The sequence below is a fragment of the Pseudomonas sp. FP215 genome (genome assembly GCF_030687795.1).
In the GTDB taxonomy this organism is placed as follows: Bacteria; Pseudomonadota; Gammaproteobacteria; order Pseudomonadales; family Pseudomonadaceae; genus Aquipseudomonas; species Aquipseudomonas salmasensis.
In genome coordinates this window covers 5624676-5650053 of record NZ_CP117447.1, presented here as the reverse complement: position 1 = coordinate 5650053, position 25378 = coordinate 5624676, and the positions used below count along the sequence as shown (strand labels likewise).

Sequence of the window (25378 nt, the reverse complement as noted above, 5' to 3'; positions counted from 1 at the left end):
AGCGATTGCGCTAGAGGTTGGTTGTCTGCCGCGTGTCATCGGGATTCCCGTTGGCCCGTGGTAGGCTCCCAGCCTCAAGTTTTATCTGGATACACGTTTTACCCTGGACGAGCGTCGGGCCGATTCCCGGCATTGCCCAAGAATTTCGCAAGAAGACAAGTTCCCCCAAGAGCCACAAAGAAGGTAGGACACCGTGAACCCGGTTATCAAAAAATTCCAGTTCGGTCAGTCGACCGTTACCCTCGAGACAGGCCGTATCGCCCGTCAAGCCTCCGGCGCAGTGCTGGTTACCGTTGACGACGACGTGACCGTATTGGTGACCGTTGTTGGCGCCAAGACCGCTGACCCGAGCAAGGGCTTCTTCCCTCTGTCCGTTCACTACCAGGAAAAGACTTACGCTGCCGGTAAGATCCCTGGCGGTTTCTTCAAGCGCGAAGGCCGTCCTTCCGAGAAAGAAACCCTGACTTCCCGACTGATCGACCGTCCGATCCGTCCGCTGTTTCCAGAAGGCTTCATGAACGAAGTGCAGGTTGTCTGCACCGTCGTTTCCACCAGCAAGAAGACCGATCCGGACATCGCTGCGATGATCGGTACCTCGGCTGCCCTGGCCATCTCCGGTATTCCTTTCGATGGCCCGATCGGCGCTGCCCGCGTTGCGTTCCACGAAAGCACCGGCTACCTGCTGAACCCGACTTACGAGCAACAGAAAGCCTCGAGCCTGGACATGGTCGTTGCCGGTACGTCCGAAGCCGTATTGATGGTTGAATCGGAAGCCAAAGAGCTGACCGAAGACCAGATGCTGGGTGCCGTACTGTTTGCTCACGACGAGTTCCAGGTTGTGATCAACGCGGTTAAAGAATTGGCTGCCGAAGCTGCCAAGCCAACCTGGACCTGGGCTGCTGCCCCGGAAGCCACCGAGCTGCTGGGCGCTATCCGCTCCGAGTTCGGCGCTGCCATCTCCGACGCCTACACCATCACCGTCAAGGCCGACCGTTACGCTCGCCTGGGCGAGTTGAAAGACCAGGTCGTGGCCAAGCTGTCCGGCGAAGAAGGCCAGCCTTCCTCCAGCGAAGTCAAAGCGGCTTTCGGTGAGATCGAATACCGCACCGTTCGCGAAAACATCGTTAACGGCAAGCCACGTATCGACGGTCGCGACACCCGCACCGTACGCCCGCTGAACATCGAAGTCGGCGTACTGCCCAAGACCCACGGTTCGGCGCTGTTCACCCGTGGCGAAACCCAGGCCCTGGTCGTTGCGACCCTGGGTACTGCCCGTGACGCACAACTGCTGGACACCCTGGAAGGCGAGAAAAAAGACCCCTTCATGCTGCACTACAACTTCCCTCCGTTCTCGGTGGGCGAGTGTGGTCGTATGGGCGGTGCAGGTCGTCGCGAAATCGGTCACGGCCGTCTGGCCCGCCGTTCGGTTCAGGCCATGCTGCCTGCCGCTGACGTGTTCCCGTACACCATCCGTGTTGTATCGGAAATCACCGAGTCCAACGGTTCCAGCTCCATGGCTTCGGTCTGCGGTGCTTCCCTGGCACTGATGGACGCTGGTGTGCCAATGAAGGCGCCGGTTGCCGGTATCGCCATGGGCCTGGTTAAAGAAGGCGAGAAGTTCGCCATCCTGACCGACATCCTGGGTGACGAAGACCACCTGGGCGACATGGACTTCAAAGTAGCCGGTACCGCTAAAGGTGTGACCGCGCTGCAGATGGACATCAAGATCAAGGGCATCACCGAAGAGATCATGGAGATCGCCCTGGGCCAAGCCCTGGAAGCGCGCCTGAACATCCTCGGCCAGATGAACCAGATCATTGGTCAGTCCCGCACCGAACTGTCGGAAAATGCTCCGACCATGATCGCGATGAAAATCGACACCGACAAAATCCGTGATGTTATCGGTAAAGGCGGCGCGACCATCCGTGCGATCTGTGAAGAAACCAAGGCTTCGATCGACATCGAAGACGACGGCTCGATCAAGATCTTCGGCGAAACCAAGGAAGCGGCTGAAGCAGCACGCCAGCGGGTCCTGGGTATCACCGCTGAAGCCGAGATCGGCAAAATCTACGTCGGCAAGGTTGAGCGCATCGTCGACTTCGGCGCGTTCGTCAACATCCTCCCGGGCAAAGACGGTCTGGTTCACATCTCCATGCTGAGCGATGCTCGCGTTGAGAAAGTGACCGACATTCTGAAAGAAGGCCAGGAAGTGGAAGTGCTGGTACTGGACGTGGACAACCGCGGCCGTATCAAGCTGTCCATCAAGGACGTAGCAGCAGCCAAGGCTTCGGGCGTTTAAACACCCGCAGGCTTTACGCTGAAAAAAAGGACTCTTCGGAGTCCTTTTTTTATGGGCGCAAGAAAATGAAGCAGAATCAGCTGTTTAGCGCAGCCCAAAAGCCGCAACTTGCATGCAGGCACGATGCGCTTCATGCAAGTTGCACGATTTCGAAAATTCATGATTTTCATAAGTCATTGTTTAATAAGGGATTTAATCTGCTCGGTAACTTGGCACACTGCCTGCAATATCCCTGGTAGCGCTGCAGCATGAAGGTATACGTCTGCAGACTTTTAATAAAACAGGAGTTACTCGTATGAAGAAGTTCGCTCTCGCTACTGCTACCGCTCTGACCCTGGCCATGGGTGCTAACGTAGCCTTTGCTCAGACTTCCCAAGCCCCTATGACTTTGGCGGCCGGTGAAGCGACCAAGGCTAAGGAAAGCGTTTCGGATACTTGGATCACCACTAAAGTCAAAGCTGACCTGCTGACCGAAAAAGGCATTCCAGGTTCGGACATCAAGGTTGAGACCAACAAAGGTGTGGTTTCCCTGTCCTCCGACGTAGCAATCTCGGATTCGCAGAAAGAAATGGCTGTAGGCATCACCAAGAAAATCAAAGGCGTGACTGCAGTTTCCGCTGACGGCCTGCTGGCTGGCGGTGCTACCAAGGCTGACGGCATCGACAAAACCAAAGGCGCTGCCCACGACGCTAAAGAGACCACCAGCGATACCTGGATCACTACCAAAGTGAAGGCTGACCTGGTAACTGAAAAAGGTATTCCTGGCACCGACATCAAGGTTGAAACCAACAAGGGTGTTGTATCCCTGTCGTCGCCTACCGCTGTGACTGCTGCGCAGAAAGCAACCGCTGTAGAGATCACCAAGAAAATCAAAGGCGTTAAAGCTGTATCGGCCGATGGCCTGAAAGCAGAGTAATGCTGAACGTTTCGTTTGGACTGAATAGCGGCGGCTTAGGGTGAGTTAGATATCCACCTGACGCACCTCTGGAGTTCATGCGACCGACCACACGGATGTGGTCATTACAGGCCCCGGCACTTGTGTCGGGGCCTGTTCTATTTCAGGCTGAAACAGAATGATCAGGCCCAAAAAATGTGGGAGCTGCCTGCGATACGCATAGGTGTCTACACAACTTCGCAGCGACGCTGAACCTGTGGCGAGGGAGCTTGCTCCCGTGACGACCTACCAACCGACGCAGATGTGCCTGACACACCACGATCCAAATGTGGGAGCTGGCTTGCCTGCGAAGACGGCCTGACAGCCGACGCCCAGCTACCTGACACTCCAACGATCCTACTGTGGGAGCGGGCTTGCTCGCGAAGGCGGCCTGGCAGTCAACACAGTTGGATTGTGTACATATCCATTGCTGCGGTAACGGCCACCTAGGGTTCCGCTCTGACAGCGGGTCACTTTTGGAAGGACCCAAAAGTAACCAAAAGGTCCTCGCCCCACCACTCGGCACCTCGCTTAGGCTCGGTGTGCCCGTAATCCGCCAGTGATTTGGGGGGCCGCCGCCACGCGCCATCCATGGCGCGGGGCGGCTAAACCGGCATCCCTGCCGGTTTACCCCCCAAATCCCTGTCGAATTCCGGCCAGCGTGGTTTGATGGGGCGCTTAAGATCAAGATCAAAAGCAGATCAAGATCAAGAGCGGCTCGCTTCGCATCGTGGTTACTGTCGGCTGCTGCAACCTACAAAATTGCGTAGATACCTATGCTGCGATGCGGGCACCTCGGTCATTCAGTTGCACCGAGGTGATGCTATCGCAGGCAAGCCATACACATTAGGATGGGCGGTGCTTAGAAGTTACTCAGCATCCAGGTGCATAGGAGTGATCACTCGGCCATCTTTCTCGGCCTGCCCCAGCTGCGCATCGATGAAGTACACGCGGTCATCTTCCAACTGGCCCTTGTCTACCAGGTAATCCTTGATAGTGCTGGCTCGGTCTTGCCCCAACTGGCGCAGTAGCACATCACTACCACTCCAGAACTTGATCACACCGTCCTTGAGCTTCGCCGAGCGCTCATCGCTGCCCAGGTCCTTCCATTCGGCCGGGGGTTGCTGTTTGAGACGGGTGCGGTAGATGCCTTCCAGCAAGGGTGCTTTTTCCTTCTCTGGCACTTCAAGCAACGAGGCCTGGGCCGGGACTTTGTCGCCACGGCGCTGGAGGATCTTGTAGTAGTTGTATTGGTATTCACGTTCCAGTCGCTGTGCGGCCAGGAATGGCCCGTCGCTGCTGGCAGCGGCCGTGCCTTCAATTTCCAGGCGCAGGGCAGGGCGTTCTTTCAGCGCCTTGGCCAGGGTGTTCAGGGCGCCTTCGGCGTCTTTGTTCAGCTCACTGGAGCCTGCGGCGAACGACACATTGCCCAAGTCTTCAGAGCCGCCACCGGTGACCAGCCCGCCAATGAACTTGAAGGGCGCTGTTGCCGCGCGCACCACGAGGTTACGCAGGGTCTGCCATACAATCGGCATCACGCTGAATTGTGGGTTGTTCAGGTCGCCGCTTACCGGCAGTTCGATGGAGATCTTGCCGTCGGAGTCCTTGAGCAGGGCGACAGCCAGGCGAATCGGTAAGTCGACGGCATCGGAACTGTCGACCTTCTCACCCAGTTGCAGTTGCTCGACCACCACTTTGTTTTCAGCCTTCAACTGGCCTTTGGTGATCACGTAGTGCAAATCGAGATTCAAGCGGCCCTTGCGGATGCGGAAGCCTGCGAACTTGCCCGAGTAAGGTGTCAGGTTGGTCAGCTCGACACGCTTGAAGCTGGTGGCGATGTCCAACGCGGCCATCGGGTCAAACGGGTTCACGCTGCCTTTGATCGTCACTGGCGCGTAACGGTCCACCTTGCCCTTGATGTCGACGCTGGCCGGCTTGGCTTGGCGGCTGTCGATGGTGCCAATCTGGCCGTTGAGCTGTTGAATTGCGGTGGCAAAGTTGGGCGTGAGGCTGAAGTCGGCAAAGTTGGCCGAACCGTCGTTGATCGCGATCTGGCCGATATGAATGCCCAAGGGCTTCTCGTTGCTGGCTGCAGGTTTGGCGGCCGATTTGCCGCCGCTGTCGGCGGGCTGCGGGATCAGCAGGTCGTCGATGTTGGTGGTGCGATCTTCGTTGATCATGAAGCGCGCATACGGCTGCAACAGGTTGACCTTGTCGATCGACAGGCTTTGGCCGTGCTGGTAGTTCACGCCCTCCAGCACCAGGCGTTGCCATTTGAGGAAGTCGCGGGTCTTGAGGGTGTCCAGGGTATGCAACTGGTCAACCTGGGCGCGGCCGGTGACTTGAAGGGCCAGTGGCTCGGTGCTTTTGAGGTTCACGTCCAGGTTGCTGCCCAGCATGCCGCTGCGCAATTCCAGGCGAATAAACGGGCTGATATAGGCCTGGGCGACCCGCAGGTCGATGTCCTGGGTGTTCACTTTCAGCTTGGCGCTGACGGGGTTGAGGTTAACCTCGCCGGTTGCCTGGATCTTGCCTTGTTTGCCCAGGCCGGTGTCGATCTTCAAGGCAAAGGGGCTCTGGTTGAGGCTGTCGAAGTTCTGTACGTCGACATTCAACGGGCCCAGTTCCAGCGCGACAGCGGGTTTAGCCTGGCGGTCGGCCAGGTGCACCTGGTAGTTACGCAGTTGCACATCCTTGAGCAGCACTTGCCACGGCTTGCTCGGGGCCGCCGGTTGCGCCGAAGGCGCGTCGGCAGCGGCTGGCTCCGATGCCTTGGCAGGCTTGCTCGGTTGGCTGGCGAATAGTTTTTGCCAGTCCAATTGGCCATCGGCCTCACGGGCGGCCCAGGTTTCCAGCTTGTTGCTGCGGATCTTGCCGACAACCACCTGCTGCTTGGCCAGGTCTACCGTGGTTTCGCTGACGTCCAGGCGTTCCAGGCGTGCCAGTGGCCGACCATCGGGGGCCTTGATCGCAAAGGGGGCGATGCTGGCGGCGGTGTTGGTCAGGTTCAGCTCGGTCTCTTTGGCCAGGCTGAATTTGTAGTCAGTGCTGAAGTTGAGCACCCCGTCTTCCAGCACCAGTGGCAGGGCGTCACGCACATACGGCCACCAGGCTTTCATCTTGCCGTCGGTAACCTTCAAGGTGCCTTCGGAGGTGATCGGTACCAGGCTGAAGTTGCCTTTCCAGTCGATCTGACCCCCTTCGGGGCCCGCGGCGACCAGGGTCATGTCGGCATTGTCGTCGGGCAACGTGCTGAGGTTTTTCAGCTCGAAGTCGAGTTCGTCGTAGAGGAATTCGATGGGTTCGCTAGGGCGCAAGTCCTGGAAATGCACGTTACCACCGGCCAGCTTGATGCTGTCGATACGCAGTGGGAACGGCTTGGCATCAGGATCGGCCGGGGTTGGCTCGCTCGGCGGCAGTTTGAACAGCTGCGCCAGGTTCAGTTGGCCGGACTTGTCGAACAGCAGTTCGGTCTTGGGCTTGTCCAGTTGCACATCGGCCAGGTGCAGGGCGCGGGTCCAGAGGCTGTCGATCTGCAGGTTGGCGTAGAGGCGTTCGAAACCCACTTGCTCTTTGCCCGGCTCACCAATCTTCAGGCCCCACAGCGTCAGTTCCAGGCTGAAGGGGTTGAGTTCGATACGCTCGATTCGCGCCGGCACTGTGGCGTAGTTGGCCAACTGTTGGTTGGCAATGCGAAGGGCGATGCCGGGTAATATCAGAAAGCCCAGCAAGCTGTACAAAGCAAGGGCGGTCAACAAGGCGCCTACGGCGCGGATCAATCCTTTGGGCATGGGTGAACGCCATCTATGTCGAACGAGAGTGCCTTGGAGTATGGCACGGGAATTCGGTTCCGAAGAACCGTGGGCGCTGGGAAACTTCCTACAAGTGCAGGATCAGGGTCTTCAGCGGAGGCTGTTGGTCCCTGGAAGGAAAGTCGGCCCCGGGTGTTATCACTTGCCACTCGCGTACCGGGCGCCCGGCTTTTTCTGCGCAGCGCAGCACCTGCTCACGCCAGTCCTCCATGCTGACCTTTGCCAGGTTGTTGCAGCAAATCAGCACGCCATTGTCGGCGGTGGCCAGCAGTGCGGGTTTGAGCAGGCTTTGATAGTCGCGCAACAAATCGACGGTGCCGAAAGCGCTCTTGGCCCAGGCGGGAGGATCGAGCAGTACCAGGTCGTACTGGCGCTGCTCCAGGCGTGGATAGCTCGGCAGTTTCTGCCCGCGCCGCTGGGTGATGGGCAGGCCCGCCAGTTGACGAATCGCCGGGAAGTAATCGGACTGCACAAACTCCATGCTCGGCAACTGCGGGTTGAGCTGGCCGTTTTCACGCCCCACCGCCAGGTTGCCCTCGGCAAAATCCAGGTTGCACACCTCGCGTGCGCCGCCTGCTGCAGCGCTCAAACCGACGCCGCAGGTATAGGCGAACAGGTTCAGCACGCTTTTGCCGGCGCTGTGGTCCTTGACCCAGCCCCGGGTGTTACGCAGGTCTAGGAACAGCAGCGGGTCTTGCCCGGCGTGGCGCCCACGCACACGGTAATTGAGGCCCCACTCGTGGCCTACCAGGTCTTCCAAAGCGCCAGGCTCGGCGCGGTACACCGTGTCTTCGCGGTCGATACGCGAGTTGCCGCGGGCACGGTCGTTGTACACCAGCAACAATTCCAGGCCCATGTATTGGTTGATCAATTGGTGCAGGTCCAGCAGGTCTGCCGTTTCCAGGGACTGGTGGAAGCTTTGTACCAGCAATTGCGGGCCGTAGCGGTCGATGGTCAAGCCACCAGCGCCTTCCTGGCTGCCGTGGAATAGCCGATAGCAGTCCGTACCCTGAGCATGCAGCGTGTTGATCAGGTCTTGGCGGTGATCGAGGGCGGCGCGCAGCGCCTGATTCAAGGGAGTCATGGAGCGCGCCTTGCTTGCAGATGAATAAGAAAAAGGGGGCGCGAAGTTTAACAGCTAACCCCGACCTGCACAGGCCGGGGATTATCCTGGCGCTACCGGTTGAGGCGTTTGTCGATCAAACCGTCCACCACGCTGGGGTCGGCCAGGGTCGAGGTGTCGCCCAGGCTGTCCAGTTCGTTGCAGGCGATCTTGCGCAAGATACGCCGCATGATCTTGCCAGAGCGGGTTTTCGGCAGGGCAGGCGCCCATTGGATCAACTCCGGTTTGGCGAAGCTACCAATCTCCTTGCTGACCAACTCCAGCAGGTGTTTTTTCAACGCGTCGCTGGGTTCGACGCCATTCATGGGGGTGACAAAGGCGTAGATGCCCTGGCCTTTGACGTCGTGGGGGTAGCCCACCACGGCGGCTTCGGCGACCTGATCATGCAGCACCAGGGCGCTCTCCACTTCAGCGGTGCCAATGCGATGGCCCGAGACGTTGATCACATCGTCGATGCGCCCGGTGATCCAGTAGTCACCGTCTTCATCGCGCCGTGCGCCATCCCCGGTGAAGTAGTAGCCGGGGTAGGGCTTGAAGTAGGTGTCGATCATGCGCTGCGGGTCGCCGTAGACGCTGCGAATCTGCCCAGGCCAGCTGGCCTTGATCGCCAGGACGCCACTGCCGGCGCCACTGATTTCCTTGCCCTGTTCATCGAGCAACACCGGTTGTACGCCGAACATGGGCTGTGTCGCGCAGCCCGGTTTGATGCGCTGGGCGCTGACCAACGGGCTGAGCATGATGCCGCCGGTTTCGGTCTGCCACCAGGTATCGACAATCGGGCAGCGCTGTTCGCCGACGGCGTTGAAATACCAGTCCCAGGCTTCCGGGTTGATCGGCTCACCCACGCTGCCCAGCAGGCGCAGGCTGGCGCGGGACGTGCTTTGCAACGGGCCGTGGCCTTCACGCATCAGGGCGCGCAGGGCGGTGGGCGCGGTGTAGAAAATATTCACCTGGTGTTTATCGATGACCTGCCAGAAGCGCGAACTGTCCGGATAACTCGGCACGCCTTCGAACATCAGGGAGGTGGCGCCATTGGCCAGCGGGCCATACACGATATAACTGTGACCGGTGACCCAGCCCACGTCGGCGGTGCACCAGAACACTTCGCCCTCTTGGTAGTCGAGCACGTACTTGAAGGTCATCGCCGCTTGCAGCAGGTAGCCAGCGGTGGTGTGCAGCACGCCTTTGGGTTTGCCGGTGCTGCCGGAGGTATAGAGGATGAACAGTGGGTCTTCGGCGTCCATCGGCTCGGGTGGGCAGTTGTCGCTGGCGGCGTCCAGGGCGGCTTGGTACTTGAGGTCGCGGCCTTCGTGCCAAGTCACGCTCGCTCCGGTGCGCTCCACCACCAGTACCGTGCTGACATTCGGGCAACTGGCCAGGGCTTTGTCGACGTTCTGCTTCAGCGCCACGGGCTTGCCACCGCGTACGCCCTCGTCGGCGGTGATCACGGTGCGGCAATCGGCGTCGAGAATGCGGTCACGCAGGGCGTCCGGGGAGAAACCCCCAAACACCACCGAGTGCACCGCGCCGATTCGCGTGCAGGCCAGCATGGCGTAGGCCGCTTCGGGGATCATCGGCATGTAGATACACACGCGATCACCTTTGTTCACGCCACGGCTTTTCAAGACGTTGGCCAGGCGGCTGACGTTTTGGTGCAGTTGACGGTAAGTAATCGTGCAGGATTTTGACGGATCATCGCCTTCCCAGATGAAGGCCGGCTGATCGGCGCGTTGCGCCAGGTGGCGGTCGATGCAGTTGTAGCTGACGTTCAACTGACCACCGGCAAACCATTGGGCGGCACCGGTGTGGATGTCTGACTGCTGGACGCTGTGCCAGGGTTTTATCCAGTCGAGAAAGCCCTTGGCCTGTTCGGCCCAGAAGGTGTCTGGCTGGTCGATGGATTGGCGATAGAGGCGCTGGTAGTCCTCTTGACGCAGTTGCGCAGCCCGGCGGACGGCATCGGCGGTGGGAAAGGTGCTGATATCGAACATGAGCGCTCCTTATTCTTGTTTTTGCGACAAGTCATAAAGATGCACCCTGGGGCGGGAGGGTTCAAGGCCAACGTCCAAACGGACGTTGGCCTTGAATGCACGGCTTCAGCCGCGGTGACGACCGCGGAAGTAGTTGATCAGGCCTTGGGTCGAAGCATCCTCGGCCAAGGTTTCTTCGGCGCCGGTCAGGCGGTTGTACACGCCTTTGCCCAGCTCCTTGCCCAGTTCCACGCCCCATTGGTCGAAGGCATTGATGCCCCACACCACGCTCTGCACGAACACCTTGTGTTCATACATCGCCACCAATGCGCCCAGGCGACGCGGGCTGATGCGCTCGACCACCAGGGTGTTGCTCGGACGGTTGCCCGGGATCACCTTGTGCGGTGCCAGCTTCTGTACGTCGGCTTCCGGCAGGCCCTTCTCACGCAGCTCGGCTTCGGCCTCGCTGCGGGTCTTGCCGAGCATCAGCGCCTGGCTCTGGGACAGACAGTTGGCGTACAGCCACTGATGGTGGTCGGACACCGGGTTGAAACTGACAATCGGCACGATGAAGTCGGCCGGGATCAATTGAGTCCCTTGGTGCAGCAACTGGTGGTAAGCGTGCTGGCCGTTGCAGCCTACGCCGCCCCAGATCACCGGGCCGGTATCGGTGGACACGGGCGTGCCGTCCTGGCGCACGCTCTTGCCATTGGATTCCATGTCCAGCTGCTGCAAATGCTTGGTGATGTTACGCAGGTAGTGGTCGTACGGCAGGATCGCATGGCTCTGCGCACCCCAGAAGTTGCCGTACCACACGCCCAGCAAGCCCAGCAGCACGGGCATATTGGCTTCGAACGGTGCGTTCAGGAAGTGCTGGTCCATGGTGTAGGCACCCGACAGCAGTTCCTTGAAGTTGGACATGCCGATAGCCAGGGCGATTGGCAAGCCGATGGCCGACCACAGCGAGTAACGCCCACCGACCCAGTCCCACATTGGGAAAATGTTCTCTTCGCGGATACCGAACGCCACGGCCGCGGCATTGTTGCTCGAGACGGCGATGAAGTGGCGATACAGCTCGGCTTCCGAGCCCCCCTGGGCCAGGTACCAGGCGCGGGCGGCCTGGGCGTTTTTCAGGGTTTCCAGGGTGTTGAAGGATTTGGACGAGACGATAAACAGCGTGGTCTCGGCGCGCAGCTTCATGGTCAGCTCGTGGAACTCGCTGCCGTCGATGTTCGCCAGGTAATGGCAACGCACGCCTTTATGGGCGTAGGACAGCAAGGCCTCGGAGACCAGCTCCGGGCCGAGGAACGAACCACCGATGCCGATGTTCACCACGTCGGTGATCGGTTTCTCGGTGTAGCCACGCCACAGGCCGTCGTGGATACGGCCGACCAGGTCAGTGATCTGGTTCAGCACCTTGTGCACGTCCGGCATGATGTTCACGCCGTTGACCGACAGCTTGTCGCCCACCGGGCGGCGCAGGGCGGTGTGCAGGGCAGGGCGGCCCTCGGAGGAGTTGACCGGTTCGCCAGCGTACTGCGCGTCGATCGCCGCCTTGAGATTGACTTCCTTGGCCAGGCCCACCAGCAGGTCGCGGGTTTCGCTGGTGATCAGGTTTTTCGAGTAATCGAGGAAAAGTCCGCAGCTGCTCAAGGTGAACTGGGAAAAACGCTGAGGATCGGCATTGAACGCCTCGCGCATGCTGAAATCCTGCATGGCTTGGCGATGTTGAACAAGCGCTTGCCAGGCGGGCAGCGCGGTAACGTCATGAGGGGTGCGGTAGTACGCCATCGCTGCGGGTTTCCTTTTATTACGGGGACTGCCTTTAGGACACTTCAAAGCCCGGAACATCCAGTCTTATCGCAAGGATTGGGTTCCAGACAGCGCTAACCATAGCGCAGGGCAGTTACATTAAACCTAGCGTGTGGATATGTCTTGGCTTTGTCTGCGCTGTGGCCGGTACTTTTTTATACCGGCACAGCCGTCGGGGCAACAGGTTGAAGGTAAAGCGGGGTCAGGCGAGGTTCAGGTGCAGGTTATCGATCAGGCGTGTCGCCCCCAGATAAGCGGCGACCAGGATCACCACATCACGATCTTCAGCCGTGGCCGGGCGCAGATGCACGCCTTGGCGCACTTCCAGGTAGTCCATGCGCAGCCCTGCGGCTTCAATCTGCTGGATGTGCTCGGCGCGAAGCCTGGCGAAATCATGATCACCGCCCTTGATGGCCGTGGCGATCTGGCTGAGCGCGCGGTACAGCACTGGCGCGACCGCCCGTTGCTCCTCGGAGAGGTAACCGTTGCGTGATGACAGCGCGAGGCCGTCCTCGGCGCGCACGGTGGGCTCGCCGATGATCTGGATCGGCATGTTCAGGTCGCGGACCATGGCGCGGATCACCGCCAACTGCTGGTAGTCCTTCTGGCCAAATACGGCCATGTCCGGCTGGACCATGTTGAACAGCTTGCTGACCACCGTGGCCACGCCTTCGAAGTGCCCTGGGCGGCTGGCACCACACAAACCTTCAGACAGTTGTGGCACGCTGACACGGGTCTGGCCGTTCATGCCATCGGGGTACATTTCCTCCACCGTGGGCGCAAACAGCAGGTTGCAGCCGGCCTGCAGAAGTTTTTCCTGGTCGGCGGCCAATGTGCGCGGGTATTTGTCCAGGTCTTCGCCAGCGCCGAATTGCAGCGGGTTGACGAAAATGCTCGCCACCACAAAATCCGCTTGCTGCGCGGCCTTGGTCACCAAGGTGGCGTGGCCGCTGTGCAGGTTGCCCATGGTGGGTACAAAACCGATGCGCTTGCCGGCGCTGCGGGCGTGGGTTACGGCAGCCCGCAGTTCGCGGACGGTTTTAACGGTGTTCATGCCGAGAATCCGTGTTCAACGCTTGGGAACGTCACGTTTTTGACTTCACTGACGTAGGCGCTCAGGGCGGCGTGGATGCTGTCCTGGCCGGCCATGAAGTTCTTCACGAACTTCGGCACGTGGCCGGTGATCGACAGGCCGAGCATGTCGTGCAGGACCAGCACCTGGCCGTCGGTGGCGGAACCTGCGCCAATGCCGATCACGGGCACTTTGACGGCCTGGGTGATTTCGGCGGCCAGTTCGCTCGGCACGCACTCCAGCAGAATCATCGCCGCACCGGCTTGTTCCAGGGCGATGGCATCGGCGCGCATCTGGCGGGCCTGGGCTTCATTGCGGCCCTGGACCTTGTAGCCACCGAGGATATTGACCGACTGCGGCGTCAGGCCCATGTGTGCGCACACTGGCACGCCGCGCTCGGCCAGCAGCCGGATCGACTCGGCCAGCCATACGGCACCTTCGACTTTGATCATGTGCGCGCCGGCCTGCATCAGCTTGCCGGCGTTCAGGAAGGTTTGCTCAAGGGTGGCGTAACCCATGAACGGCAGGTCGGCGATGATAAAGGCGCCCTTGTTGCCACGCTTGACGCTGGCGGTGTGGTAGGCCAGTTCATCGGTGGTCACGGGCAGTGTGCTGTCATTCCCTTGGAGAACCATGCCCAGGGAGTCGCCCACCAGCAGCACTTCGACGCCAGCCTTGCAGCTGGCGTGGGCGAAAGTGGCGTCATAGCAGGTCAGCATGGTGATTTTTTCACCTTTGAGCTTGAGGCTCTGCAAGGTGGTCAGGGTAATGTCTGGCATGAAAAGGGTCCTCGTTCAGGCGCTTGGAAACAGCGAGTAACGCGCGTGAGTCTTCGTTTATACAGGCGCACTGTCTTGAAAGCAGTGCTTATAAGGCCTGGATTGCGCCCTGTCGCGCCGGGTTGGCGGCAGCGGGACGCCTATAGTCGTGAGGAGGACACGGGAAGTCAATTGGATGTGTTACCGCATTGTTACGATGGCGGTGTTACCGCTGTTACTGAAGCGATTGCGCAACGGGTGCGCGGTATTCCGGCCAAAGAAGATCAAAGGTGGGAGCTGGCTTGCCTGCGATGGCATCCATTCGGTGTGGCTGATACACCGAGTCGCTTGCATCGCAGGCAAGCCAGCTCCCACATTGACCGAGTCATTCTTGCGGGAGGCGTTCCAGGCCGACGAATGGGCAGGCTGTGAGCAGGTCGCTCAAGCGTTGGCCGTCAGGCAGCTGCAGGTCTGCCGGCGCTAGTTCGGCCAACGGATACAGCACAAACGCGCGCAGATGCATCTGGTAGTGCGGCACCTTCAGGCGCCGCTCGTCGATCAGGCGATCACCGAACAGCAGGATATCCAGGTCCAAAGTGCGCGGGCCCCAGCGTTCCAGGCGTTCGCGGCCCTGATCGTTCTCGATGGCTTGCAGCGCATCGAGCAGGTCCAACGGCGCCAGGTGGCTGTCCAGCGCCGCAACGGCGTTGGTGTAACGCGGTTGGCCTGGCAGCAATGAATCGCTTTGGTAGAAGGCGGACACACCGGCGAGCTGGGTGCCAGGCAATTGCGCCAGCGCCTCGATCGCGCTGCGCAATTGTTGCTCCGGGGCAGCCAGGTTGCTGCCCATGCCGATGTAGATACGTTCCACGTTTATTCGCCCGCAGCGCCCGAGGCATCGACACTGCTGCGTTTACGCTTGGTACCGCTGCGGCGACGCTTTTTCGGGCCTTCGCCAGCGCCATCACCTTTGCTGCCTAGCTCACGAATCATCTCGCGGCGCTGGCTGTCATTGGCGTCCTGATAGTCGGTCCACCATTCGCCCAGGCCATCGGTCTGCTCGCCCGCGCTTTCACGTAGCAGCAGGAAGTCGTAGCCGGCACGGAAACGCGGGTTGTCCAGCAACAGGTCGGCGCGCTTGCCGCTGCGGCGTGGCAGGCGCTCCTGCATGTCCCAGATCTCACGGATCGGCATGGTGAAACGTTTGGGGATGGCGATGCGTTGGCACTGTTCGGCGATCAGCTCGTGAGCCGCTTCCTGCATGGCCGGGATCGGCGGCATGCCACGGTCCTGCAAGCGCAGTACGCGTTTGGGCAGGGCCGGCCACAACAAGGCGGCAAACAGGAACGCCGGGGTCACCGGCTTGTTCTGCTTGATGCGCAGGTCGGTGTTGATCAGGGCTTCGCTGATCAAAGTGTGGGTGTACGTCGGGTTGTACTCCAAGGCCTCGGCGCTGGCCGGGAACAATGGGTCGAACAACTGCAGGTCCACCAGCATTTCAAAGGTGTCGGCGGCGTAGCCCGAAAGGAACAGCTTGAGCACTTCTTCGAACAGGCGCGCCGAGGGGATTTCCCGCAGCATCGGCGCCAGTTCGCGAATCGGCGCGGCGGTGTGCTTTTCGATGCCGAAGTTGAGCTTGGCGGCGAATCGCACGGCGCGCAGCATGCGCACCGGGTCTTCCTGGTAGCGCTGCGTCGGGTCGCCGATCAGGCGGATCAGGTTGTTGCGGATGTCGTGTACGCCGTTGGCGTAATCGAGGATGCGCTCGCTGACCGGGTCGTAATACAAGGCATTGATGGTGAAGTCGCGACGTTGCGCGTCCTCTTCCAGGGTGCCATAGACGTTATCGCGCAGGATGCGCCCGCTCTCGTTGCGGGAGGACTGGTTGGTGTCTTCCTCTTCATCGTTTTGCGGGTGCCCGGCGCGGAAGGTCGCGACCTCAATGATTTCGCGACCAAAGTGGATATGCACCAGCTTGAAGCGCCGGCCGATGATTCGTGCATTACGAAACTCGGCGCGCACTTGTTCAGGCGTGGCGCTGGTGGCGACGTCGAAATCCTTGGGCGTGATGTTGAGCAACATGTCGCGTACGCAGCCACCCACCAGGTAGGCCTGGTAGCCGGCGTTCTGCAAACGTTCGACGATGTTCACTGCATAACGGCTGAATTGAGCGCGCTGCAGCGAATGCTGGCTGCTATTGAGCACTTCAGGCGTGCTGCGTTTGTGTTGCGTTCGACGCAAGGGAGAACGGAATGACTGGAACAACTTCTTCAGCATGGGATGCACTGTTTGAAGGAATGTTCGGCCATAACGAAGAATGACCGCATGATGGGCGGGGATTCTAGCATTTAGTCGGGGGATGGTGTAGGAACAAGCTAAAGGCATTGCGCCACAAGCGTTTGACGGTCAAATCCCGGAAACTACAAGGGGAGCCGAAGCTCCCCCAGAAGTAGTTGCGTGCTCTATTTTTATTATTGGTGTCGGGCTTCTTGTTTTTGTTGATCGCCCTCGCCACGAAGCTTCACCTTCATGACACTCCCAATCGGGAGTCAAGAGCAAACGGATTGCTTTGGTCGCTGTGTTGCTGATCTACGATCCAACCAGTTCAGGCTCTGCCTTAGGGCAGTTTTTGTTGTTCTCGGCCTGGTTGCGGGGCAAGCCCCAAATGCAACGCCTCTCCAAAAGAATCAGTTAGCTGCGCCTCCGCCGTGTTGTTTTTGTTATGCGTGAGTCGATTCGTCTTATTTTTATTGTCTTGTACAAAGCTTGTTATTGTTTTTGTACTAAGCATATAGCAGGGTGCGTGCCAACTTTTGCGCCGACCAGCAAAACCGGGGGGTTGGTCTGGTTTTGCCGGTTTGAGGGCCAAAAAAAAGCCGGGGCTTCGTTACCGTAAGCCCCGGCTTTTGTTACGTGAAAAGTCAGCGGTAACAGTTTTTTCACATCAACAGGTGTTACCTGTGGGGCTGCGCCCTCAGCTTTCGCTGGCCACCCCGGTCTTGCGCCGTGGAATGCCCAGGCGCTGACGCCGTTCCCACAGGCATTTGCGACTCACGCCCAGCTTGCGTGCCAGCTCGGTCTCGGTCATATGGTCCTGATGCTCGAGCACGAAGTGCTGGAAGTAGTCTTCCAGTGACAAATCTTCCGTCGGTTCATGGCTGGTATTGCTGGCCCCACCCTGCTGCGGGGCCAGGCCGATGAAGTCGTCGTCATCCAGGTCACTGAGCTCAATGTCGATGCCCAGCAACTCGGCGGAAATCTCCGGGCTCTCCGACAGAATCACCGCGCGCTCGACGGCGTTCTCCAGCTCACGCACGTTCCCTGGCCAGGAGTAGTGACGGATCGCCTGCTCGGCGTCGGCGGCAAACTTCAGGTCGGTGCGGTCAATACGTGCGCCCTGACGCAACAGGAACGCGTTGGCGATCTCGTTGACGTCGGCGCCACGCTCGCGCAGGGCTGGCAATTTAAGTGCGATGACATGCAGGCGGTAATACAAGTCTTCACGGAACTGGCCAATCTTGGCCAGGCTCTTGAGGTCTCGGTGTGTCGCCGCGATCAATCGAACATCGACCTTCTGCGATTGCACCGAACCGACGCGGCGAATTTCGCCTTCCTGCAGTACGCGCAGCAAACGCGCCTGGGCTTCCAGGGGCAGCTCGCCAATTTCATCGAGGAACAAGGTACCACCGTCCGCGGCTTCCACCAGGCCCGCACGCCCGGCGCTGGCGCCGGTGAACGCACCTTTCTCGTGGCCGAACAACTCGGACTCGATCAGGGATTCGGGGATCGCCGCGCAGTTCACCGAGATCATCGGTGCCTTGGCACGCTTGGACAGGTTGTGCAGGGCGCGGGCCACCAGTTCTTTACCGGTGCCCGATTCGCCCTGGATCAATACATTGGAGTCGGTCGGTGCCACTTTGCGGATCTTGCTGTACAGGTCCTGCATCGGTGGGCAGGAGCCGATAATGCCGATCTCGCCGTTGCTGTTGTCGACACCCGGTTTTTCGCCGGCGCTGGCCTTGCCGGTGGGGCGCTGCTCGGCAGGCGCGCTGCTGGCCGACACACGGTCGCGCAGGATGCGCGCCACGGCCTGGAGCATCTCATCGTGATCGAAAGGCTTGGCGATGTAGTCCACCGCGCCCATCTTCATTGAGTCCACCGCCGAACGCAGGCTGGCGTAGCTGGTCATGATCAGCACCGGGGTGCCCTGGCCCAGCTTGATCAGCTCGGTGCCCGGGGCGCCGGGCAGGCGCAGGTCGCTGACAATCAGGTCGAACGTGGGAATGCTGAATCGCTCTTGGGCTTCCTGCACCGAGCCGGCTTCGCTGACCTGGTACTGATTACGTTCAAGCAGGCGTCGCAAGGCAGAGCGGATAATGGTTTCGTCTTCGACGATCAAAATGTGCGGCATTGATTCAATTCTCTCGACGGTCTCAGTTCACAGCGGACGTCGCTTCGACATGACGCGGCAAGGTCACCCGTATACGGGTGCCGCGTTGGCTTTGTGTGTCAGCCGGGCTGTCGATGGTGATTTGTCCATAATGCTCTTCAACGATGGAATAGACCAGTGCAAGGCCCAGACCGGTACCTTCACCGGGGTCCTTGGTGGTGAAGAAGGGTTCGAACAATCGGTCCATGATGTTCTGTGGAATGCCGCTGCCTTCGTCTTCCACGATCAGGTCGACCGTGTGCTCGAAAGCCTCGCTCTTGACACGTACAGCACTGCCGGCCGGCGACGCGTCGCGGGCGTTGGACAGCAGGTTGATCAGCACCTGGGCCAGGCGTTGTGAGTCGCCATCGACCCAATGGTCCGGATCGCACAGGTTAAAGAACTGTACTTCGAAATTGCGCCGGTTCAAGGCCAACAGCCCAATGGCATCCTGCGCCACTTCGGCCAGGCACACCGCTTCGTCCTGATTCTGATGGGCGCCGGAGTGGGCAAAGCTCATCAACGACTGAACGATGCGTGAAACCCGCTTGGTCTGTTCGAGGATCTGCCCGCTGATTTCGGTGATTTCCCCGTCTTCTTCGCGCTCTTCGCGCAGGTTTTGCGCCAGGCAGGCGATACCGGTAATCGGGTTGCCGATTTCATGGGCCACGCCGGCCGCCAGGCGGCCAATACTGGCCAGGCGTTCGGAGTGCACCAGCTTGTCTTCGAGCATCTGTGTATCGGTCAGGTCTTCCACCAGCAGCACCAGGCCGCTGTTGCCTGGCGCCAAGGGTTCGTCGATGGCAGCTTTGTGCAAGTTGAGCCAGCGGGTTTGGCCGTCGAGGGCCAAGTGTTGCTTGTGCAAGTGCTCGTCCGGCAGGTTAATAAAACCTTGCAGCAGCTCTCTCCATGGATCGCCCAGGGTATTGAGGCGCGAACCCACCACCCGCTGGGCGGCGATGCCGGTGAGTTCTTCCATGGCCTTGTTCCACATCAGGATTTCCTGGTCCTTGGCCAGGGAGCAGACGCCCATCGGCAGTTCCTGCAAGGTTTGGCGGTGGTAGCGGCGCAGGGCGTCGAGTTCGGCCGCCAGACCTGTGAGGCGCGAGTGGTAATCCTCCAGCCGGCTCTCGATGAAGTGGATGTCTTCGGTAACGTAGTTTTCGCCACCGGCCTTGTAGGGCAGGAAGGTTTCGACCATGTCCTGGGACACGCTGGGGCCCATCAAACCGGACAGGTTGGCCTCGATACGGTCACGCAGACGGCGCAGGGCATAGGGCCGGCGCTCGTCAAACGGCAGATAGAGGTCGCGCAGTGCCTGTTCGACTTCCTTTTGTGCGGCCTTGGCGCCCAGGGGCTTGGCCAGTTGCGTGGCGAACTCCTGGGGCGAGGCTGCGTGCAGTTCGCGGCGTTGCGGGCGGCGCACGTTATCCACCGCGCAGGCTTCGGCGGCGCTGGTTTCTTCGGCGCTGGCGTTGGTGAACAGCGAGATCAGGGTAAACATCAGTACGTTGGCGGCCAGCGAGGCGATGGCCGCCATGTGCCAACTGGTGTCGTCCAGCACGTAAATCATGTTCAGCAACGGGATATAGAAGCCCTGCAGGTTGCCGACCAGCGGTAGCAGCATGGTCACGGTCCACACCAGGATCCCGGCCAGCAGCCCGGCAATAAAGCCACGGCGATTGGCGGTCGGCCAGTACAGCACCGACAACACGCCCGGCAGGAACTGCAAGGTGGCGACAAACGCGACGATGCCGAGGTTGGCCAGGTCTTGCCCGGCGCCCAGCAGCAGATAAAACGCGTAGCCGGCCATGATGATCGCGACGATCAGCGCGCGTCGGGTCCATTTCAACCAGCGGTAGATATTGCCTTCAGCCGGCGGCTGGTACAGCGGCAGTACCAAGTGGTTGAGCGCCATGCCCGAGAGTGCCAGGGTGGTGACGATGATCAACCCGCTGGCGGCCGACAACCCGCCTACATAGGCCAGCAGTGCCAGGGCCGGGCTGTTGGCAGCAATACCGATGCCCAGGGTGAAATACTCAGGGTTGGTGGTGGCCCCCAGTTTCAGGCCGGCCCACAGGATCAGCGGCACCGCCAGGCTCATCAGCAGCAGGAACAGCGGCAAGCCCCAGCTGGCGCTGACCAGCGAGCGCGGGTTGAGGTTCTCGGTGAAGGTCATGTGGTACATGTGCGGCATCACGATCGCCGAGGCGAAGAACACCAGCAGCAGCGTACGCCATGGGCCTTCCTGCAAGGGGGTATGCAAGGCGGCGAGGGCGGTCTGGTTTTGCAGCAGCCACAGCTCCAGCTGTTGCGGCCCGTCGAATACGCCGTAGAGCGCATAAAGGCCAACGCCGCCGATGGCGATCAGTTTGATGACCGACTCGAAGGCAATCGCAAACACCAGGCCTTGGTGTTTCTCGCGGGTGGCGATATGGCGAGACCCAAAGAAGATGGTGAACAAGGTGATCAGCGCGCAGAACGCCAGGGCAACCCGATGTTGCACGGGCTCGCGGGTCAGGATGCTGATGGAGTCGGCCACCGCCTGGATCTGCAGGGCCAGCAACGGCAGCACGCCGATCAACATGAAGATGGTGGTCAGCGCGCCGGCCCAGGTGCTGCGAAAGCGAAAGGCAAACAGGTCGGCCAGGGAAGACAGCTGGTACGTCCGGGTGATTTTCAGGATCGGGTACAGCAGCACCGGCGCCAGCAGGAACGCGCCCGACACCCCAAGATAACTGGAGAGAAAGCCGTAGCCGTACTGATAGGCCAACCCCACCGTGCCGTAGAACGCCCAGGCACTGGCGTATACGCCCAGGGACAAGGTGTAGGTCAACGGATGGCGAATGATCGCCCGCGGAATCATTCCGCGCTCACTGATCCAGGCCACGCCGAATAACGCAGCCAGGTAGGCGGCGCTGATCAGCAGCATCTGGGTGAGACTAAAGCTCATCGGCATCTTTTTGGCTCTGCAGGATGAAGGTCACGACGATCAGGATCAGCCATAGCAGATAAGGGCGATACCAGGCGCCCGTGGCGTCGATCCACCAATCCATGATGGCGGGGGAGAACAGGTAGATCCCGACGACCAGCAGCAGGACCAAACGATAGATGTACATGTTGGCCTCTGATTAAAAATCTGCCGCGATGTTAACGGATGATGGGCAACCTGCAAGCGCCTTCAACTCAATTGCGCTTCGGCCAGGGTCAGTGTGCGCGGGATGCGCGTGGCGTCCCAGTGCGCAATGCCCCAATCCAGCAGTTCTCGTGGGCTGGCGTACAGCAGCTGCGCGTCGGGCTGTTGGCCAAGGGCACGCAGCGCTCTGAGCAGCAAAGGCGTGGCCTGGTCGGCTGTCAACGGTGGGGAGCGGTAGGACTTGCCCAGTTTGTTGCCGTCTGGCTGCACGATCAGCGGTACATGCAAGTAACGTGGCTGGCGCAGGCCGAGCAGTTCTTGCAAGTAAAGCTGGCGCGGTGTGGAGTCGAGCAGGTCGGCGCCGCGTACGATATCGGTTACACCTTGCCAGGCGTCGTCGAGCACCACCGCCAGTTGGTAGGCGTAGAGGCCGTCGCGGCGACGGATGATGAAGTCGCCGGCATCACGGCCCAGATGCTGGCGGAACTCGCCCTGCACACGGTCGGTAAAGTGGTATTCCAACTCGGGCACGCGCAGGCGAATGGCGGCATCCTGCTGTTCGTGGCCGGCATTGCGGCACAAGCCTGGGTAAATCCCGTTGTAGGGCTCCAACTGCTTGCGCGAGCAGGTGCAGGCGTAGGCCAGACCGTGGTTGAACATATCGTTCAGCACTTTGGCGTAGGCATCATGCCGCTCGCTCTGGCGAACCAGTTCGCCATCCCATTCAAAGCCGTAGCTTTCCAGCGCATGCAGAATCGCCGCCTGGGCGCCGGGCTCTTCACGGGGAGGGTCGAGGTCTTCCATGCGCATCAACCAACGGCCCTGGTGGGCGCGTGCGTCGAGGTAGGAGGCGAGGGCGGCAACCAGGGAACCGAAGTGCAAATGGCCGCTGGGCGTGGGGGCGAAGCGCCCGATATAAGTAGAGGCTGTCATGGCCCGGATACTACTGCATAACCGGTAAACGCCAGAAACAAAAATGGAGCGTTCGCACGCTCCATTCGTTCAACTCGGCAAAGTTACTTGCCGACCTGTTTTTCCTTGATTTCAGCCAAGGTCTTGCAGTCTACGCACAGGTCCGCGGTTGGGCGGGCCTCCAGGCGACGAATACCGATTTCGACGCCGCAGGATTCGCACCAGCCGTATTCTTCGTCTTTGATCAGTTGCAGGGTCTTGTCGATCTTCTTGATCAACTTGCGCTCGCGGTCGCGGGCGCGCAGTTCGAGGGCGAACTCTTCTTCCTGGCTGGCACGATCGGCCGGGTCAGGGAAGTTGGCCGCTTCATCCTTCATATGGTCAACCGTACGGTCGACTTCCTGCATCAAGTCCTGTTTCCACTTGTTGAGGATCTTGGTGAAGTGCTCGCGCATGGGCTCGCCCATGTACTCCTCGCCCTTTTTTTCGACATAGGGTTCGAAGCCGCCGAGGCCTTGAGTCTGCTGTTGCTTTGCTTGGGTGGACATGAATAGACCGCCTCTCACTCTTCTAATCCATTGCGCAGGATTGCAACGTCACCGACACCTGCCGGCCCTGCGGCTGCAAGCGGGCGAACTTACCAGATAGATTCAGGGTGCGCTACTCCCGGTTGTCGAGGTCCAGGGCAAAGGGGTTGCAAACCGTAGCAGCCCGCCATGACTGGGTATGTATCGCCTCGAATGTTGATTTTAGCTGTTTTACGAGCGCGCGCAGGGTGCACTTGCAGCCCCAATCAGGCAATAGAGCATGTTTTACCGTGAGGGTTCGGTAGAATCCAGATTTTGTCCTCACCGTCTAAGGAAGGCTAATGGCTCAGCCCTACAGTGCGCGCAGTCGCGCCATCGAACCTTTTCATGTCATGGCGTTACTGGCGCGTGCCAATGAGCTGCAGGCCGCCGGTCACGACGTGATCCACCTGGAAATCGGCGAGCCGGACTTCACCACCGCCGCGCCGATCATCCAGGCCGGCCAAGCCGCGTTGGCAAACGGTAAAACCCGCTACACCGCCGCCCGCGGCCTGCCCGAGTTGCGCGAAGCCATCAGTGGTTTCTACCAGCAACGCTACGGTTTGAGCATCGACCCGCAGCGTATTCTGATCACGCCCGGTGGCTCCGGTGCGTTACTGCTGGCCAGCAGTTTGCTGGTGGATCCGGGCAAACACTGGCTGCTGGCGGACCCAGGCTACCCCTGTAACCGACACTTCCTGCGCCTTGTAGAGGGCGCTGCGCAGTTGGTGCCGGTCGGCCCGGACGTACGCTACCAGTTGACCGCCGACTTGGTGGCCAGGCATTGGGACCAGGACAGTGTCGGCGCACTGGTGGCATCGCCCGCCAACCCCACCGGCACGATCCTCACCCGGGACGAGTTGGCTGGGCTGTCGGGCGCCATCAAGGCGCGTAACGGGCACCTGGTGGTCGACGAGATTTATCACGGCCTCACCTACGGCACGGACGCCGCCAGCGTGCTGGAAGTCGATGACGACGCCTTTGTCCTGAATAGTTTTTCGAAGTATTTCGGCATGACCGGCTGGCGCCTCGGTTGGCTGGTGGCGCCGCCTGAAGCGGTGGGTGAGCTGGAGAAATTGGCGCAGAACCTCTACATCAGTGCGCCAAGCATGGCCCAGCACGCCGCGTTGGCCTGTTTCACCCCGCAAACCCTGGAGATCCTGGAGCAGCGCCGTGCCGAGTTTGGCCGCCGTCGTGACTTCCTGCTGCCGGCCCTGCGTGAGCTTGGGTTCGGTATCGCGGTGGAACCCGAAGGCGCCTTCTATCTGTATGCCGATATCAGCGCGTTCGGCGGCGATGCCTTCGCGTTTTGCCGGCATTTCCTCGAAACCGAGCATGTGGCCTTTACGCCCGGGTTGGATTTCGGTCGCTACCAGGCGGGCCATCACGTGCGTTTTGCCTACACGCAAAACCTCGATCGGCTGCAAGAAGCGGTGGAGCGGATCGCCCGTGGTTTGCGGAGCTGGCAAGGCTGATGCGTTTTAATCCTCCTCTTGAAGAAGGGCGGCTGATCCGCCGCTACAAGCGCTTTCTCACCGATATCGAAACCGTTACCGGCGAGTTGCTCACCATTCACTGCCCGAACACCGGCTCGATGCTCAACTGCATGGTCGAAGGTGGCCAGGTCTGGTTCAGCCGTTCTACGGACCCCAAGCGCAAGTTGCCGGGCACCTGGGAGGTTGCCGAAACGCCTCAGGGCCGGCTGGCGTGTGTCAACACCGCGCGTGCCAATCAGTTGGTGGAAGAAGCCTTGCTGGCGGGTGTGATCACTGAGCTCAACGGCTTTACTGCGTTGAAGCGTGAGGTGCCTTATGGCCAGGAGAAAAGCCGCATCGACTTTCGCCTGGATTACCCCCAGGGCGCTGCGTTTGTCGAGGTTAAAAGCGTCACCTTGGGCTTTGATGGCAGCTCGGTGGCGGCTTTCCCCGATGCGGTGACCCAGCGCGGTGCCAAGCACTTGCGTGAGCTGGCGCACCTGGCGCGCGACGGTATACGGGCCGTGCAGTTGTATTGCGTGAACCTGTCGGGGATCGACGCGGTGCGCCCGGCGGTGGAAATCGACGCCGGTTATGCGGCAGCGCTACGTGAGGCCAAGGCTGCCGGTGTAGAGGTGTTGGCCTATGGCGTAAGGGTCACGCCGCAGGAGATTTACGTCGAACGTCGGCTGAAGGTGCTGCTGGGCGACTAGAGATCGACCCACAATCCCTGTTCGTCTTCGCGGCCGGGCAGGGTGGTGAGGCTTTGGCCTGCGCAAGGTCCGGCGATGCACTCGCCGCTTTCAATCAGGAACAGCGCGCCATGGGTGGCGCATTGGATCAGGCTGGCGCTTTCATCGAGGAAGCGATCTGGCTGCCATTCCAGCGGGATGCCGCGATGGGGGCAGCGGTTGAGATAGAAGTACGCAATGCCGTCCCGGCGCACCGCCAACAGCCTGTGGCCATCGATATCAAAACCGCGGCTGCTGTTGGGGGCGAGGTCACTTGAGGCGCAGAGAAACTTCATTTCAATCCTTAAGTGCCTTGACGTGCAAATGCAAACAATTATCAAATGCCTGC

The 25378-nt window shown here is 60.2% G+C and carries 18 protein-coding genes; 4 read left to right on the top strand and 14 right to left on the bottom strand.

All coding sequences use genetic code 11. The features are described 5' to 3' along the window. Positions 1 to 193: 193 nt before the first annotated feature. Together pnp and PSH76_RS25585 are read left to right on the top strand one after the other, a co-directional pair. Entirely contained in the window at positions 194 to 2299 is a 2106-nt protein-coding gene (pnp, locus tag PSH76_RS25590; RefSeq protein WP_003194180.1) for a polyribonucleotide nucleotidyltransferase, read from the top strand. Between the two features lie 295 nt (positions 2300 to 2594). Further along, a complete protein-coding gene (locus PSH76_RS25585) occupies positions 2595 to 3215 on the top strand; it encodes a BON domain-containing protein (RefSeq protein ID WP_278917871.1) in 621 nt (206 codons plus the stop codon). An 887-nt stretch (positions 3216 to 4102) separates the two neighbouring features. On the opposite strand, the gene PSH76_RS25580 is transcribed toward PSH76_RS25585, so the two are convergent. The 13 genes from PSH76_RS25580 to dksA form a co-directional block, all read right to left on the bottom strand. After that, positions 4103 to 7024: a DUF748 domain-containing protein gene (locus PSH76_RS25580; RefSeq protein WP_138761957.1), complete on the bottom strand. Its 2922-nt coding sequence runs from the start codon at positions 7022 to 7024 to the stop codon at positions 4103 to 4105. 88 nt (positions 7025 to 7112) lie between these two features. Next, positions 7113 to 8129: a class I SAM-dependent rRNA methyltransferase gene (locus PSH76_RS25575; protein WP_089042459.1), complete on the bottom strand. Its 1017-nt coding sequence runs from the start codon at positions 8127 to 8129 to the stop codon at positions 7113 to 7115. 92 nt (positions 8130 to 8221) lie between these two features. After that, entirely contained in the window at positions 8222 to 10159 is a 1938-nt protein-coding gene (acs, locus tag PSH76_RS25570) for an acetate--CoA ligase (RefSeq protein WP_305493102.1), read from the bottom strand. A gap of 105 nt (positions 10160 to 10264) precedes the next feature. Then, the gene (pgi, locus tag PSH76_RS25565) at positions 10265 to 11929 is read right to left on the bottom strand and encodes a glucose-6-phosphate isomerase (RefSeq protein ID WP_056785050.1); all 1665 of its coding nucleotides are present in this window, start codon (positions 11927 to 11929) and stop codon (positions 10265 to 10267) included. Positions 11930 to 12152: 223 nt separating this feature from the next. Next, positions 12153 to 13004: a pantoate--beta-alanine ligase gene (gene panC, locus PSH76_RS25560; RefSeq protein ID WP_032895282.1), complete on the bottom strand. Its 852-nt coding sequence runs from the start codon at positions 13002 to 13004 to the stop codon at positions 12153 to 12155. Next, a complete protein-coding gene (gene panB / locus PSH76_RS25555; RefSeq protein ID WP_032895284.1) occupies positions 13001 to 13801 on the bottom strand; it encodes a 3-methyl-2-oxobutanoate hydroxymethyltransferase in 801 nt (266 codons plus the stop codon). The genes panC and panB overlap by 4 nt, the downstream gene beginning before the upstream one ends. A gap of 364 nt (positions 13802 to 14165) precedes the next feature. Then, entirely contained in the window at positions 14166 to 14651 is a 486-nt protein-coding gene (folK, locus tag PSH76_RS25550; RefSeq protein WP_138761959.1) for a 2-amino-4-hydroxy-6-hydroxymethyldihydropteridine diphosphokinase, read from the bottom strand. A gap of 2 nt (positions 14652 to 14653) precedes the next feature. After that, a complete protein-coding gene (locus PSH76_RS25545; protein ID WP_098950355.1) occupies positions 14654 to 16057 on the bottom strand; it encodes a polynucleotide adenylyltransferase PcnB in 1404 nt (467 codons plus the stop codon). 697 nt (positions 16058 to 16754) lie between these two features. Then, the gene (locus PSH76_RS25540) at positions 16755 to 18191 is read right to left on the bottom strand and encodes a sigma-54 dependent transcriptional regulator (RefSeq protein ID WP_003194155.1); all 1437 of its coding nucleotides are present in this window, start codon (positions 18189 to 18191) and stop codon (positions 16755 to 16757) included. Between the two features lie 22 nt (positions 18192 to 18213). Next, a complete protein-coding gene (locus PSH76_RS25535; protein WP_162259478.1) occupies positions 18214 to 21168 on the bottom strand; it encodes a sensor histidine kinase in 2955 nt (984 codons plus the stop codon). After that, entirely contained in the window at positions 21152 to 21328 is a 177-nt protein-coding gene (locus PSH76_RS25530) for a hypothetical protein (protein ID WP_003176118.1), read from the bottom strand. The genes PSH76_RS25535 and PSH76_RS25530 overlap by 17 nt, the downstream gene beginning before the upstream one ends. Before the next feature lie 62 nt (positions 21329 to 21390). Further along, positions 21391 to 22278 carry a tRNA glutamyl-Q(34) synthetase GluQRS gene (gene gluQRS / locus PSH76_RS25525; RefSeq protein ID WP_098950357.1) on the bottom strand — a complete coding sequence of 296 codons (888 nt, stop codon included), beginning with the start codon at positions 22276 to 22278 and terminating at the stop codon, positions 21391 to 21393. 83 nt (positions 22279 to 22361) lie between these two features. Beyond that, complete coding sequence (gene dksA, locus PSH76_RS25520) at positions 22362 to 22805, bottom strand: RNA polymerase-binding protein DksA (RefSeq protein ID WP_003194150.1); 444 nt, start codon at positions 22803 to 22805, stop codon at positions 22362 to 22364. Between the two features lie 320 nt (positions 22806 to 23125). Here dksA and PSH76_RS25515 point away from each other — a divergent pair, with 320 nt between their 5' ends. Next, the gene (locus PSH76_RS25515; RefSeq protein WP_305493101.1) at positions 23126 to 24298 is read left to right on the top strand and encodes a pyridoxal phosphate-dependent aminotransferase; all 1173 of its coding nucleotides are present in this window, start codon (positions 23126 to 23128) and stop codon (positions 24296 to 24298) included. Next, positions 24298 to 25011 carry a DNA/RNA nuclease SfsA gene (gene sfsA, locus PSH76_RS25510; protein WP_305493100.1) on the top strand — a complete coding sequence of 238 codons (714 nt, stop codon included), beginning with the start codon at positions 24298 to 24300 and terminating at the stop codon, positions 25009 to 25011. The genes PSH76_RS25515 and sfsA overlap by 1 nt, the downstream gene beginning before the upstream one ends. On the opposite strand, the gene PSH76_RS25505 is transcribed toward sfsA, so the two are convergent. Continuing rightward, the gene (locus PSH76_RS25505; RefSeq protein WP_032895290.1) at positions 25008 to 25325 is read right to left on the bottom strand and encodes a Rieske (2Fe-2S) protein; all 318 of its coding nucleotides are present in this window, start codon (positions 25323 to 25325) and stop codon (positions 25008 to 25010) included. The two genes, sfsA and PSH76_RS25505, sit on opposite strands and share 4 nt — an antisense overlap. Between the last annotated feature and the right edge of the window lie 53 nt (positions 25326 to 25378).

Excerpts from the sequence above, each read along its gene's own strand:
- pgi (WP_056785050.1), bottom strand. The coding sequence starts at position 11,929 with ATGGCGTACTACCGCACCCCTCATGACGTTACCGCGCTGCCCGCCTGG.
- PSH76_RS25540 (WP_003194155.1), bottom strand. The coding sequence starts at position 18,191 with ATGCCGCACATTTTGATCGTCGAAGACGAAACCATTATCCGCTCTGCC.
- dksA (WP_003194150.1), bottom strand. The coding sequence starts at position 22,805 with ATGTCCACCCAAGCAAAGCAACAGCAGACTCAAGGCCTCGGCGGCTTC.
- PSH76_RS25515 (WP_305493101.1), top strand. The coding sequence starts at position 23,126 with ATGGCTCAGCCCTACAGTGCGCGCAGTCGCGCCATCGAACCTTTTCAT.
- PSH76_RS25575 (WP_089042459.1), bottom strand. The coding sequence starts at position 8,129 with ATGACTCCCTTGAATCAGGCGCTGCGCGCCGCCCTCGATCACCGCCAA.
- PSH76_RS25580 (WP_138761957.1), bottom strand. The coding sequence starts at position 7,024 with ATGCCCAAAGGATTGATCCGCGCCGTAGGCGCCTTGTTGACCGCCCTT.
- panC (WP_032895282.1), bottom strand. The coding sequence starts at position 13,004 with ATGAACACCGTTAAAACCGTCCGCGAACTGCGGGCTGCCGTAACCCAC.
- PSH76_RS25545 (WP_098950355.1), bottom strand. The coding sequence starts at position 16,057 with ATGCTGAAGAAGTTGTTCCAGTCATTCCGTTCTCCCTTGCGTCGAACG.
- acs (WP_305493102.1), bottom strand. The coding sequence starts at position 10,159 with ATGTTCGATATCAGCACCTTTCCCACCGCCGATGCCGTCCGCCGGGCT.
- PSH76_RS25530 (WP_003176118.1), bottom strand. The coding sequence starts at position 21,328 with ATGTACATCTATCGTTTGGTCCTGCTGCTGGTCGTCGGGATCTACCTG.
- sfsA (WP_305493100.1), top strand. The coding sequence starts at position 24,298 with ATGCGTTTTAATCCTCCTCTTGAAGAAGGGCGGCTGATCCGCCGCTAC.
- PSH76_RS25535 (WP_162259478.1), bottom strand. The coding sequence starts at position 21,168 with ATGCCGATGAGCTTTAGTCTCACCCAGATGCTGCTGATCAGCGCCGCC.
- gluQRS (WP_098950357.1), bottom strand. The coding sequence starts at position 22,278 with ATGACAGCCTCTACTTATATCGGGCGCTTCGCCCCCACGCCCAGCGGC.
- PSH76_RS25585 (WP_278917871.1), top strand. The coding sequence starts at position 2,595 with ATGAAGAAGTTCGCTCTCGCTACTGCTACCGCTCTGACCCTGGCCATG.
- PSH76_RS25505 (WP_032895290.1), bottom strand. The coding sequence starts at position 25,325 with ATGAAGTTTCTCTGCGCCTCAAGTGACCTCGCCCCCAACAGCAGCCGC.
- panB (WP_032895284.1), bottom strand. The coding sequence starts at position 13,801 with ATGCCAGACATTACCCTGACCACCTTGCAGAGCCTCAAGCTCAAAGGT.